14 protein-coding genes are annotated in these 12,411 nt (G+C 54.1%); 2 read left to right on the top strand and 12 right to left on the bottom strand.

Translation table 11 applies throughout. The features are described 5' to 3' along the window. Positions 1-19: 19 nt before the first annotated feature. From QMF38_RS07720 to QMF38_RS07705, 4 genes are all read right to left on the bottom strand, one after another. Positions 20-325, bottom strand: a complete 306-nt coding sequence (locus tag QMF38_RS07720; RefSeq protein WP_281759098.1) for a hypothetical protein — start codon at positions 323-325, stop codon at positions 20-22. A gap of 107 nt (positions 326-432) precedes the next feature. Further along, positions 433-1,641 carry an ABC transporter permease gene (locus QMF38_RS07715; protein ID WP_281759097.1) on the bottom strand — a complete coding sequence of 403 codons (1,209 nt, stop codon included), beginning with the start codon at positions 1,639-1,641 and terminating at the stop codon, positions 433-435. Next, entirely contained in the window at positions 1,638-2,318 is a 681-nt protein-coding gene (locus tag QMF38_RS07710) for an ABC transporter ATP-binding protein (RefSeq protein WP_281759096.1), read from the bottom strand. Before QMF38_RS07710 ends, QMF38_RS07715 begins: the two co-directional genes overlap by 4 nt. Further along, positions 2,315-3,376 (bottom strand): efflux RND transporter periplasmic adaptor subunit, encoded by a 1,062-nt coding sequence (locus QMF38_RS07705; RefSeq protein WP_281759095.1) that lies wholly within the window; start codon positions 3,374-3,376, stop codon positions 2,315-2,317. Before QMF38_RS07705 ends, QMF38_RS07710 begins: the two co-directional genes overlap by 4 nt. A 129-nt stretch (positions 3,377-3,505) precedes the next feature. Here QMF38_RS07705 and QMF38_RS07700 point away from each other — a divergent pair, with 129 nt between their 5' ends. Beyond that, entirely contained in the window at positions 3,506-3,892 is a 387-nt protein-coding gene (locus QMF38_RS07700) for a hypothetical protein (RefSeq protein ID WP_281759094.1), read from the top strand. 57 nt (positions 3,893-3,949) lie between these two features. Next, positions 3,950-4,387, top strand: coding sequence for a CBS domain-containing protein (locus QMF38_RS07695; RefSeq protein WP_058093737.1), 438 nt, complete (start codon positions 3,950-3,952; stop codon positions 4,385-4,387). 119 nt (positions 4,388-4,506) lie between these two features. Here QMF38_RS07695 and QMF38_RS07690 read toward each other — a convergent pair whose 3' ends face one another. From QMF38_RS07690 to ilvC, 8 genes are all read right to left on the bottom strand, one after another. Further along, positions 4,507-4,725 carry an alpha/beta-type small acid-soluble spore protein gene (locus QMF38_RS07690; protein ID WP_040290670.1) on the bottom strand — a complete coding sequence of 73 codons (219 nt, stop codon included), beginning with the start codon at positions 4,723-4,725 and terminating at the stop codon, positions 4,507-4,509. A gap of 85 nt (positions 4,726-4,810) precedes the next feature. Then, positions 4,811-5,944, bottom strand: coding sequence for a citrate synthase (locus QMF38_RS07685; protein WP_281759093.1), 1,134 nt, complete (start codon positions 5,942-5,944; stop codon positions 4,811-4,813). A gap of 148 nt (positions 5,945-6,092) precedes the next feature. Then, entirely contained in the window at positions 6,093-6,599 is a 507-nt protein-coding gene (locus QMF38_RS07680) for a manganese efflux pump MntP (RefSeq protein WP_281759092.1), read from the bottom strand. A 29-nt stretch (positions 6,600-6,628) separates the two neighbouring features. Next, positions 6,629-8,032, bottom strand: coding sequence for a bifunctional folylpolyglutamate synthase/dihydrofolate synthase (locus QMF38_RS07675; protein ID WP_281759091.1), 1,404 nt, complete (start codon positions 8,030-8,032; stop codon positions 6,629-6,631). Between the two features lie 109 nt (positions 8,033-8,141). Further along, positions 8,142-8,747: a 3-isopropylmalate dehydratase small subunit gene (gene leuD / locus QMF38_RS07670; protein ID WP_281759090.1), complete on the bottom strand. Its 606-nt coding sequence runs from the start codon at positions 8,745-8,747 to the stop codon at positions 8,142-8,144. Next, positions 8,747-10,162: a 3-isopropylmalate dehydratase large subunit gene (gene leuC, locus QMF38_RS07665; RefSeq protein WP_281759089.1), complete on the bottom strand. Its 1,416-nt coding sequence runs from the start codon at positions 10,160-10,162 to the stop codon at positions 8,747-8,749. The genes leuD and leuC overlap by 1 nt, the downstream gene beginning before the upstream one ends. Before the next feature lies 1 nt (position 10,163). Next, on the bottom strand, positions 10,164-11,243 hold the full coding sequence (leuB, locus tag QMF38_RS07660) for a 3-isopropylmalate dehydrogenase (protein ID WP_281759088.1): 1,080 nt from the start codon (positions 11,241-11,243) through the stop codon (positions 10,164-10,166). 116 nt (positions 11,244-11,359) lie between these two features. Beyond that, the gene (ilvC, locus tag QMF38_RS07655) at positions 11,360-12,394 is read right to left on the bottom strand and encodes a ketol-acid reductoisomerase (RefSeq protein ID WP_058093742.1); all 1,035 of its coding nucleotides are present in this window, start codon (positions 12,392-12,394) and stop codon (positions 11,360-11,362) included. Positions 12,395-12,411: the final 17 nt, after the last annotated feature.

Raw genomic sequence — 12,411 nt, 5'->3', positions numbered from 1 at the left:
CCATTTCCCCCGCAGCCACTTACGACGGACGATGTCCCTGCTTCGTATGTGTGTGAATATAGCGATCAAGATCTTCGTCATCAAACCAAAATGATCCTCGGTATAAAAACAAAAAGTCTATCGATGTATGCACTCGATCCGCTGTAAACGCCAGCATGTGATTGCGGCAGACGGTCGGATCCGGCCAGACTTCTTGAAATCGACGATTCATACGATTGAATTGTTCTTTGCTCATGCACGGAATCATGCATACAAACGCTTCGTTCGGCAGTTCCAGAATATCATAATTCCTGCCATCGTATTCGATATTGAATCCCAGGCGCATGACAACCATCCTTATCGCGCAACACGAAATCTGAGATTGAACGGTGGCAAAGAACCACTGATTTCAGTATAGCGGACGACGGATCGCCAAACAAACGAAGGTAGCGCCTATTCGTAACGCAACGCCTCGATGGGATTCAAGCGAGCCGCCTTGTTTGCCGGATAAAGTCCACAAACGACACCAATCACAGCCGAAAACAAAAAGCTTAATACCGCAACCGGCCATGGAACTGACGCAGGAATTCCTGTTGCCATACGAATGCCAAGCCCGATTAAACTTCCGATCACGACGCCTGCCAGGCCACCGATCGCCGTGATCGTCGCCGATTCGACGAGAAACTGGAACAAAATCGCGGTCCTTGTGGCACCCAGCGAAATGCGAATGCCAATTTCCTGGGTCCGCTCCGTCACAGAGACCAACATGATGTTCATGACACCGACGCCGCCCACCAAAAGTGCGATACCCGCAATGGCGCCAATCACCAAGGTCAATATCGTCGTCACCTTGGACAACAGGGCCCCAACACTTGAGGCGAGTCCCGATGAATCCGCAAAGGCAGTTGCATCGCCCGCGTGAATATTGAGGGCTGTAACGATACGCTGTGCAAGATTTTGCAAGTTGATGCCTGGCGCCGCCTGCACATCCATCTCGCTGATGCTCCAATTCGGGAACAAGTCCTGACAAGTCGTTGCAGGCATGTACAGCGCGTCACTGCCCATAAATAACGAGAACAAACTTGCCTCCTGAGAGACTGCAACCCCAATCACTTGAAGTGGCACACCGGACACAGTAACCAGACCACCGATGGGATTGCCGCTGCCAAACAGTTTATTTGCAAGCGACTGACTTAGAACTGCGACATCGCGATGGCCAATCACATCCGCTTGGCTGAACATGTGGCCGTGCGTGATCCGCAATCGCGTCAATTCATTCAAGTTCGCTGGCCCCGCCTCAATCGACGCATTGTCGGAGCGATTGCCGGAACCGACCACAGCCGTGCCATACAAGGTGTAGTTGACCTGCTGCACACCAGAGAACGAGGCTGCAATGGCCAAGTCAGACTCGTCGATGGCCAGCACTTGCCCAGGCTGTGGCAACCCCGGCGCAACCAACTCGCGCGGGACAATCTGAATGGTGTTCTGCGCACTGCCACTTGCAATCGCACCTAATACGGCTGCCTTGCCACCGTTGCCGATGGCGACGATGGCAATAATCGACGCGACGCCAATTAAGATGCCAAGCATCGTCAGAAAGGAGCGCAGCTTGTTTGTGCGCAAAGAAATCAACGCCATGCTGACCATTTCCCAGGCGTTCACCCTCTGCGCACCTCCTCGCGCTGAATATGGCCATCCACTATGTAAATCGTGCGATCCGCCGCGGCGGCAACGGTCGGGTCATGCGTGATCACCACAATTGTGCGTCCCGCACTATGTAACTCGCGCAACAATTCGATAATTTCAAGACCCGTGCGCTGATCTAATGCGCCGGTCGGTTCATCCGCCAAGATCAATGCCGGATCGTTGGCCAGGGCGCGGGCGATGGCTACGCGTTGCTTCTGCCCACCCGAGAGAGCCGTCGGCAGATGCTGCGCGCGGTCCGCCATACCGACGCGCGCCAACAACTCGAGCGCGCGCGAACGCCGCTGTGCACGGCTTACACCCGCATAGAGCAGCGGTAACTCGACGTTGCGCACGGCTGTGATGCGCGGCAGCAGATGGAAGTTCTGAAATACAAAACCAATGGTGCGGTTGCGTAAGACGGCGAGATCGCGCGCGGAGAGGCCTCCAACAGACGTACCGCTCAGCCGGTATTCGCCCGCTGACGGCGTATCCAAACAGCCGATGATATGCATCAACGTCGATTTGCCGCTCCCAGATGGACCCATGATCGAGACAAACTCCCCTTCTTCGATCCGAAGATTGATGCCATGGAGAACCGTCAACGGCTCGTCACCGACCTTGTACGCCTTGCACACGCCATTAAGTTCGATCACGTCGGCTTCACAACCTCTCCATTCGTCAGCGTATCAGGCGGATTCACGACCACGGTTTGGCCAGGGCGAAGCCCGGAGATGACCTGAACAGCCGTGTCGCTCGTCATGCCAAGCTTGACCGGAACCAACGACACGCGGTTGCCCCGCAACACATATACCGCATAGCTCGTGCCTTCTTGAACGAGTGCACCATAAGGTACGGTTGGGACCTTGTCAGGCGTGACGCTGCTGATTCGACAATTGACCTGGTATCCGTAGGGAACGGGTAGGGTTCCCTGTGGTGCGACAAGCACTTGTACCTGCGGTGTCCCGCTCGCGGAGACGCTGGCAAACGGCGCAACCTGTTTCACAACACCTCGAAATACCTGATTTGGAAAGGCGTCGCTCGTCATACTCACCGCCATTCCGGTTTGAATTTGTGCAGCATCCACTTCCGACAGTTCCAAGACCACCTGTTTGCTCGGGCTAACCACTTCCACGACCGGCGTTTGATTGCCTTCGGCATCTAAGCCGTTCGCGCTGGCGATAAGCACAATTCCAGTCACACTCGCCGTAATGGTCAGCTGGTTCAACTGTGCTTTCGCCTCTGCCAATTGATTTTGGGCTTGTACCAAAGTCGACTGGGCTGCATCGACCTGTGGCAACCATAGACCTTTTAAGGCAGCGGGTGCCTGCTGATACTGAGTGAGTGCACGTTGATAGGCCAACTGCGCCTGTGTCACAGCCGTCTGTGCCTGGTTGACAGCGAGCGTGGCTGCGCTCGTATTCAACTGTAATAAAGGTTGTCCCACATGCACGTGCTGACCGACCGCTACGTACAGATGGGCGACAGGCTGTGGCAGACTCGTCGCATCGACGATTTGTCGGTTGACCGGTCGGACGTCCCCGGTACTAATGGTCACTCGCTGCATATGTTGAAGTTGTACGCTTGCCGTTTGAACTTGCACAAGGGCGTGCCGCGATCGCCAAAAGACAGCGGATACAAGGCCAGCAATGACGATCACGCAGAGAATTACCATGAAGACCAGTTTGCGCCTTTTGCTATAGCCTTCGCGCACCACCCGACCCCTCCCACGATTCATCACCATCTAACATACCATAGCAACGCCCGTTTACTCACTGCATAATTGGCCATCTAGCGCGTACACATGGGACATACCCAGTGTGTGAAGACGAGGGATGGGAGCATGACCAATAGTAAAACGGTATGCCGATTGATTGGCTGGACATGTACCACATTAGGGGCACTTGGTATCGCATACGGGCAGCTTGGGTCTTACCTGCGCTTTTCGGACTTAGAATCCTATACCTACCTAGTGTTTGGGTTGATTTCGATATGGGCAGCCAGGCGGCGACAACGCACGGCCGTAGCCGTGTTGTTTGCGGTCGGAATGGCGTGTTTTCTTTGGGCCGCACTCGGACTGGCTGCCCCGGCAAACGAATGGGCTCGCTACTTCGGCGAGCAACAGCCGCTTGATGTATTGATTCGGGAGATGATTGCACTATGGGGTGGCGGTACCGCGCTTCGTGAAATTCTGGATTGGCGGCGACAACAAACATCTTCCGCTTCTTAAACCGCACCGCCTGGACATACTACCCTGTGAACGTTCAGTCCACAGGAGGGATATTGCATGAAGCTGCAACAGATTATGACGACCGACGTTACCTGCTGCTGTGGAACCGACTCGATTCAGAAAGCGGCACAGGCAATGAAGAATCAAAACTGTGGTTCGATCCCGGTTTGTGACAACAAACGCGTGATCGGCATGATCACGGACCGCGACATCGTTTTAAAAGCAGTTGCGCGTGGCAAAATCGACACCCGTGTCGAGGATTGCATGACGAATACGGTTGTAACAGCAACACCTGACATGGATGCCCACGAGGCAGCTGATCTAATGGCTCAACATCAGATTCGCCGCCTGCCAATCGTCAATGCGCAAGGCGAGTTATGTGGTATTGTTTCCATCGGCGACTTGGCTACGGTGGACATTCACATCAACGAGGCAGGCGATGCCCTCAGCAAAATCTCGGCTCGGACAGAAACACAAAATAGCGTTTTACATTGACAAAATAGACGTTTGCTTTTTGGGGCTGGGGGATCTCAGCCCCTCCTTGGCATAATCAGCACACAAAAAAAAATACACAGAAGGGCTGTCCGAAACCGGTACAGCCCTTCTGTGTATGATTACTCGACTTCAGTGGAGCCCTCGGCCAGTTTTTGCTGAGCATACGCAACCAGCTTACGCGTAATGCTACCACCGATAGAACCGTTCTCGAACGACGAGACAAATCCCCAATAGCCGTCAGCAGGCGGCGTGATGCCGAGTTCTCCAGCAATTTCGTACTTGAGATCCTGCAACGCCTTCGAAGCCTGCGAAAGCAATAACCGATTGTTGTTGGCCATGCCCCATCCCTCCTTGAACACATTGTTCCCGAACGGGATGCCGTCACGCCAAGACAATCAAGGATCATGTGGCAATTCGTAGAGCTTAGCGCTCTGCGATGGGAACGTACTTGCGGCCGACCTTGCCAACGTACTCGGCACGCGGACGAATCAAGCGATTGTTGCGGTACTGTTCCAGAACATGAGCCGTCCATCCAGAAATCCGGCTGCACGCGAAAATGGGCGTGTACAAGTGGGTTGGAATGCCCATCGAGTAATACGTGGACGCGGAATAAAAGTCGACGTTTGCGTTAAGCCCCTTCTTTTCCTTCACAAACTGCTCGATGATTTGGGACATCTCAAACCACTTCGTCTCGCCAGCCAGTTCGCCAGCCTGTTTGCTCAATTGGCGCAAGTGAGTAGCACGTGGATCTTCTGTGCGATAGACGCGGTGGCCGAAGCCCATGATTTTCTTTTTGTTGGCAAGAGCCTCTTCAATCCAGGACAACGCCTGATCCTTTTCCCCAATTTCCAGGAGCATCCGCATGACTTGTTCATTTGCCCCACCGTGCAATGGGCCTTTGAGTGTGCCAATCGCCGACGTGATTGCCGAGTACATATCAGACAAAGTGCCTGCCGTGACACGAGCCGAGAACGTGGACGCGTTCAATTCGTGATCGGCATGCAAAATCAAAGCTGTATTGAACGCCTTTTCCTCAAATGCAGACGGACGTTCACCACGCAATTGATAGAAAAAGCTTGCTGCTGCGCTGAGTTCCGGAATGGGAGCAACTGGCTCAAGTCCCTGACGAATGCGCTCAAAAGAAGTGACAATGGTGGGGATTTTTGCGACCAGCCGAGCCGCTTTGCGAAGGTTGGCTTCTATACTCTCATCGCCGTCATCGGGATCGTACAAACCGAGATGGGAAACGGCTGTGCGAAGAACTGCCATCGCGTTCGCGTCTTTCGGGAGTCGTTTCAACATCTCCAAAACTGGCTCTGGCAAGCTGCGCTCGCTGGCCAATTTTTCAGTGAACGCTTTCAGTTCCGTCTTGGACGGGAGTTCACCGTGCCATAGTAGGTAGACGACTTCCTCAAAGGTGGCTCCACCATTGACGAGATCGTGAATATCATAGCCTTGAAATATCAAGCGCCCTTCTTTTCCATCTAGAAAACAAATTTCTGATGTATTGGCTACTACATCTTCCAACCCGGCTTTAAAACCTGTATCCGCTGCCATAATAGCAGAACCTCCTCTTCCCTATTGCCGAAGGCTCGCATGGGCGAGCCATCGACAAAATGCCGCTTGCTGTACTCGGCCATTATACTACAATCACAGCCAGCCTCAAAAAGTGTAAACTCTGACCAGCAGCGGTAGATGCCTTGGTTTAAACCAGCGCCATGACACCCGCGACGATGAGCAGTACCGCGCCAGACAGTTTGTCTGGCGAAAGTGACACTCGCTTGCCGAGATGTCGTCCCACTTCAAGGCCTAAGAGTGTGAGACAGAGACTGATCACACCAAAAATCACAGCCGCAATACCGAGTGGTGCATTGAACATCCCGATGCCAAAGCCAACAGTGAGGTTGTCCAATGAAAGCGCGATCGCCAGAAATAAGATTTTCATCCCTCGCGCTTTCGCCGCCCGCTCCGCCTCGTCATCGCCGCCCTCGCGCCGTAGTAAGCTATAGACGCCCATGACGACCAAAACTGCGATGCCGACCAGCTTCGCCCGGCGGCCGATGTCGCCTGCCACCGACTCGCCAATGACCATGCCAATAACCGGCATAATCGCCTCAAACACCGCAAAAATCAGCGCCGTCCGCCATTGTTGGGCCCGCGTCAACTGTGAAGTACCAAGGCCAACTGAGGCAAGCGCATTGTTCGATCCCATCGCAAGCCCGAAAAGAATCAGTTGCCAAATCAGTGTGATCCATCCCCCATCCTGGTTCGCCAGATCGATCCGGTCGCCACATGAAAAAAGCGCAACGCATCGCCTACAAAGGACTGTGTACCGACACAAAGAACGAGATCGTTTGCGGTCGCAGCTGTCACGGCGTCTGCAATCGCGCGTTCGACTTCGGGGACGGATTTCGCGGCGATGCCGTGATTGGCGGCAAGCTGAGCGAGGTCGCGACTGTATTGCAAATGCGGATTGCTCGCCGTCGTAAAGATGAACTCGTCGACAACCGACGCGAGCGTTCCCACAACACCTTCCGCATCTTTATCGTCGGGCAAGGATAAGACTGCACACACCCGCCCTGTTTGCCCTGCCTGGCGACGTTCGACAAACCTGCGCACAAACGCCGCGTTCACCGCATGAATCGCGCCGTCCACGACGACGGTCGGCGATTCATGCACGACATGCAAACGCCCTGGAAGAATTAAATCGCTGAGATCGACAGCAATAGGCATATGGGCATGTCGATCACCTTGATGACTCGCTCGATGGGCAATGGCTTTGGCCGCCGCGACAAGGGAGAGACCGACGTTGTCCGGGTAGGATAGCAAACGCTCGTCAATTCGAGCCGAGTGCACATGGCCTTGATACGACGCCCGAACCAGATATGTACCCAAATGTTCGGCAGGCATCACATCTACCTGAAACGTATCATTCATGTACGCAAAATCCCCAACGCGCCCAATGTACGGCCGCATCGCCGCCATTGCGCGGGGCGCTTGCTGACTGCTCACCGCCCATGACACATCTTCAGTAAGAATGCCCATTTTTGCGATCACGACGTCTTCCCATGTCGGCCCCAGTCGATCCAAATGTTCTGGAAAGATAGGCGTGATCACAACCCCTTGATGGACAATTTGATTGACATCGTCGTGGCGTGCACCGCGCCCAAGTTCGAACAGATTAAAGTCGGTTTGTTGCTCCTTAAACCAAAGAGCTGCCATGGCGGCGACGATACCAACAGGCCCTATGTATTGATCCGGCGGAACCGGAAGCCTATCGACCACATGCCGTACCCTGTCCGCCATACGGACGAAGTCCGGCTCCGGAATCATCTCGCCATTTACGCGGATTCGTTCCAGAAAGTCAACCAGGTGGGGACTCGTAAAAAGCCCAACTCGATATCCTAAACGCTCCAGTATCGCAGCCGTAAGAATGGCATGGGATCCCTTTCCTTTGCTTCCGGTCACCGCAATATTGTATCCGTATCGGTCCGGCCGGCCTAACGCATCCAAGATCCGGCCTGTCCATTCCGGATGCCGAACATCGCGATCCAAGCCGATGTGCCTTTCCTTTGGAAGGCGGCCATACGACGCAAACACAAAACGAATTGCATTTGTCACCTGTGCTGCCCATGACGACGCCAAGACAATGCCCCTCTCTCTTGTCGCTAGTGTACCACGGGGATCTACACGCGAAAATACCACCCTCGTCTCGCGAAGGTGGTATTCCGTGTCGGCCCTACTCGCCGGTTTCTCAGTACACAAATTGATACGCCTTGCGGTTCGCTTCATACGCACGAATGTCGGCCTCATACTGCAGCGTGAGCCCGATGTCGTCCAAACCGTTCAACAACATGTAGCGCTTGTGTGCATCCACTTCGAACGCAATTCTGTGCCCACAGTCCGTTTCAATGACCTGCGCTTCCAGATCAACTGTCGCCCGTTCCCACTGTCCTTTGGCATGCGTCTCCGCCAATTCCTTGCGGACGTCAGTGGGAATGACAATCGGCAAAACCCCGTTTTTAAAGCAGTTGTTAAAAAAGATATCCGCAAACGACGGTGCAATCACGACACGAAACCCATAGTCTGCGAGTGCCCAAACGGCATGCTCACGTGATGAACCACAGCCAAAGTTCTCATCAGCTAACAAGATGGTGGCTCCTTGGGCGCGAGCCGTGTTCAACTCGAAGTTCGCATTCGGCGTTCCATCCGCTTGATAACGCCAGTCATAAAACAAAAATTCGCCAAAACCATCGCGTTCAATCCGCTTTAAAAACTGCTTTGGAATGATTTGATCTGTATCGACGTTCAGTCGATTCATACAAACCACTTTACCTTCGTGCTTAACCAAAGGCTCCATCAGGCCGTAACCCCTTCCGATTGAAACGTGCGCACATCGACGAAATGACCAGCAATCGCAGCGGCGGCAGCCATGGCGGGACTGACCAAATGAGTTCTCGCTCCTCGCCCTTGTCGGCCTTCAAAGTTGCGGTTTGACGTGGATGCAGAACGCTCGCCAGCCGGGATGATGTCCGGATTCATGCCAAGGCACATGCTACAGCCCGGTTCGCGCCACTCAAAACCTGCAGCCAGGAAGATTTCATGCAACCCTTCTTCCTCCGCCTGCTGCTTCACTTGCTTGGACCCCGGTACGACCATTGCGTGCACGCCTTCGGCAACCTTGCGTCCTTTGACAATCACAGCAGCGAGCCGCAAATCTTCGATCCGCGCGTTCGTACAAGAACCGATGAAAACATGCTGAATCGGTATCTCGGAAATTTTCGTACCAGGCTCCAACCCCATATATTCGAGAGCTTGTCGAATAGCCCGCGCTTCTGTCTCGGTCGCCGCGTCAGCAGGATCCGGAACCACGCCGTTCACACTACCGCCCATACCAGGATTCGTGCCCCACGTCACTTGCGGCTCAAGCGATTCGACGTCGAACTCGATATCGACATCGAATCGGGCATCCGCGTCCGACACCAGCGACTTCCATTCGCTGACCGCAGCTTCCCAAGCCTCGCCACATGGGGCATGCTGCCGGCCTTTGACGTACGCAATGGTCGTTTCATCAGGTGCCATCATGCCCGCACGTGCACCAAACTCAATCGACATATTGCAAATGGTCATCCGCTGCTCCATGGACAACTGGGGAATCAGCGTTCCAGCGTACTCAACGACATATCCGGTCCCAAAGTTGACACCATATTTGGCGATGAGCCCTAGAATGACGTCTTTTGCGGTGATTCCCGGTTGAAGCGAACCGTTCAGGCGAATCCGCATCGTTTTCGGCCTATTTTGCCATAGACATTGCGTTGCAAGAACATGTTCCACCTCGCTCGTACCAATGCCGAAGGCCAATGCGCCAAACGCACCATGCGTCGACGTATGACTATCCCCACATACAATGGTCTTACCGGGCAAGGTCAATCCCAGCTCCGGACCGATGACATGTACAATACCCTGAAAGGGGCTGTCGAGGCCGGCGAGCGAAACGTTAAACTCACGGCAGTTCTCCATCAATGTCTCAATCTGCTTTTTTGCAATGGCATCGCGCACATCGGTTGGATTGACAGTCGGCACATTGTGATCCATCGTAGCGAACGTCTGTGCCGGTTGACGCACAGTGCGCTTTGCAAAGCGCAAACCTGCGAACGCCTGTGGCGATGTCACTTCATGCACAAGATGCAGGTCGATATAAAGAAGGGCCTGCCCGTCAGGAAGTTGTTTGACGACGTGTGCGTCCCATACTTTTTCAAATAGCGTTTTGCCCATCTTATGCCAACCTCCTTCGAACATCGGCGCGCACCAATTCGCTCATTTCCTTAGTTCCGACAAACGCTTGGTTCAACCCTGCGAGATCGCGCGTGCGTACCCCTTGCTCAATGACAGCTAAGACCGCAGCTTCGATAGCATCGGCTGCTTGCGGATATCCTAGGGAGTGACGAAGCATCATCGCGACGGACAAAAATGTAGCCAATGGATTCGCGATACCCTGCCCTGCAATATCTGGGGCCGAACCGTGCACAGGTTCGTACAGGCCCGGGCCCTCGCCGCCGATGCTAGCAGATGGCAGCATGCCGATGGACCCTGTGAGAACTGCAGCCTCATCACTGAGAATGTCGCCAAACATGTTCTCGGTGACGATCACGTCAAAACTGTTTGGCCGTGTTACCAGTTGCATCGCGGCATTATCGACAAGCACGTGATCGACTGCCACATCGGGATATTCTGCAGACAACTCGTTGACCACCTCGCGCCACATGCGGCTGGACTCGAGGACGTTAGCCTTGTCTACGGAGGTCAACCTCTTTCTGCGACCTTGGGCCAAGCTAAACGCCTGGCGCACGACGCGCTCGATCTCGCCGCGGGTGTAGTACAACGTATCGACGACCGCTTGGCCTCCTTCGACACGGGCCTTTGGCTGTCCAAAATAAAGGCCTCCCGTCAGTTCGCGAACGATGATCATATCCACGCCTTCCAGCAACTCGGACTTCAAAGGAGACGCCAGCATTAAACCGGGCCATGTGCGAATGGGCCGGAGATTTGCGAACACGTTCAACCGTTTCCGTATGCCGAGTAAACCTGCTTCAGGACGTACGTCGCCCGGCAAGTTATCCCACTTCGGGCCACCCACGGCGCCAAGTAATACGGCGTCCGCACGTAAACACTTCGCAACCGTCTCCTCGGGCAACGGCGTGCCGGTTTCTTCGTAAGCGCCGCCGCCGATGAGCCCTTCGTCAAGTTCCCACTGTACTCCTAACGCAGCGGCAACATCGACAAGCAGTTGCCTCGCCTCGGCTGTCACTTCTCGGCCGATGCCGTCGCCAGGTAAAATAACAATTCGTTTCGTCATACTAAACACAGTCCTTATTTCCAAGATGAGATGACGTAAGAGTCAGACTAGAATTTCTCTCTACGAATTTCAAAGTGGAAATCAGGGAAGCCGGCCGACAGCTCCCCTGACAGTCCTCAAATTCGCGCCGCAGAAGCAGGAGCTGATGCGTCTTCTGCCTTTTTCGACTTGATAAACGGCATCATCGCACGCAACTCACGGCCAACCACTTCGATGGGATGCTCCTGTTCACGTCGATTGATGGCATTAAACATCGGACGATTCGCTTGATTTTCCAAAATCCACCCTTTGGCAAAGGTTCCGCTTTGGATATCTGCCAGGATTCGTTTCATTTCCGCCTTCGTCTCTGCGGTGACCACGCGCGGTCCAGAGGTGAAGTCCCCCCATTGCGCAGTGTCGGAAATCGAGTAACGCATATATTCGAGGCCACCCTCGTAAATGAGGTCGACGATCAATTTCATTTCATGCAGACATTCAAAATACGCAATCTCAGGTTGATATCCGGCTTCTACCAAAGTTTCGAAACCAGCTTTGATCAATGCCGAAAGACCGCCGCACAATACAGCCTGCTCGCCAAAAAGATCTGTCTCCGTCTCTTCTCGGAACGTCGTCGTAAGTACGCCTGCTCGACCAGCACCAATGCCACGAGCATATGCCAATGCCAATTCTTGTGCTTGCCCACTCGCATTCTGATGCACGGCAATCAACGCCGGAACGCCACCTCCGGCCTCGTATACGCGGCGAACCAGATGCCCTGGTCCCTTCGGAGCGACCATAAACACGTCCACATCTGCAGGAGGTTGGATCTGCGAAAAGTGGATGTTAAAACCGTGTGCAAACGCCAAAGCCTTCCCCGCGTGCAAATAAGGACGAATCTCCGACTCGTAAACGGCGACTTGCCGTTCGTCTGGCAAAAGAATCATGAGGACATCGGCTTCTTCAACCGCTTCGCCGACTGGCAAAACCGTAAACCCATCGGCCTCAGCACGCTGCCAGGACGCCCCTGGACGCAGCCCAACAATGACGTCAAAACCACTGTCGCGCAAATTTTGCGCATGAGCATGCCCTTGTGAGCCATAGCCAATGATGGCAATTCGTTTATGGGTCAATGCTTGAATGGAAATATCCGCGTCATAATACACTTTTGTCATGGTCGACACTCCTCATT

It is taken from the genome of Alicyclobacillus hesperidum subsp. aegles, assembly GCF_027923525.1.
GTDB lineage: Bacteria > Bacillota > Bacilli > Alicyclobacillales > Alicyclobacillaceae > Alicyclobacillus > Alicyclobacillus aegles.
Note: the sequence above shows the minus strand (reverse complement) of the source record. Positions and strands in the feature narration are given on the sequence as shown.

Bases quoted from the DNA above. Each gene is read 5' to 3' on its own strand.
- leuD (WP_281759090.1), bottom strand. From the start codon at position 8,747: ATGGAGCCTTTGGTTAAGCACGAAGGTAAAGTGGTTTGTATGAATCGA.
- QMF38_RS07685 (WP_281759093.1), bottom strand. From the start codon at position 5,944: ATGGCAGCGGATACAGGTTTTAAAGCCGGGTTGGAAGATGTAGTAGCC.
- leuB (WP_281759088.1), bottom strand. From the start codon at position 11,243: ATGACGAAACGAATTGTTATTTTACCTGGCGACGGCATCGGCCGAGAA.
- ilvC (WP_058093742.1), bottom strand. From the start codon at position 12,394: ATGACAAAAGTGTATTATGACGCGGATATTTCCATTCAAGCATTGACC.
- QMF38_RS07700 (WP_281759094.1), top strand. From the start codon at position 3,506: ATGACCAATAGTAAAACGGTATGCCGATTGATTGGCTGGACATGTACC.
- QMF38_RS07690 (WP_040290670.1), bottom strand. From the start codon at position 4,725: ATGGCCAACAACAATCGGTTATTGCTTTCGCAGGCTTCGAAGGCGTTG.
- QMF38_RS07720 (WP_281759098.1), bottom strand. From the start codon at position 325: ATGCGCCTGGGATTCAATATCGAATACGATGGCAGGAATTATGATATT.
- QMF38_RS07695 (WP_058093737.1), top strand. From the start codon at position 3,950: ATGAAGCTGCAACAGATTATGACGACCGACGTTACCTGCTGCTGTGGA.
- QMF38_RS07680 (WP_281759092.1), bottom strand. From the start codon at position 6,599: ATGGGATCGAACAATGCGCTTGCCTCAGTTGGCCTTGGTACTTCACAG.
- leuC (WP_281759089.1), bottom strand. From the start codon at position 10,162: ATGGGCAAAACGCTATTTGAAAAAGTATGGGACGCACACGTCGTCAAA.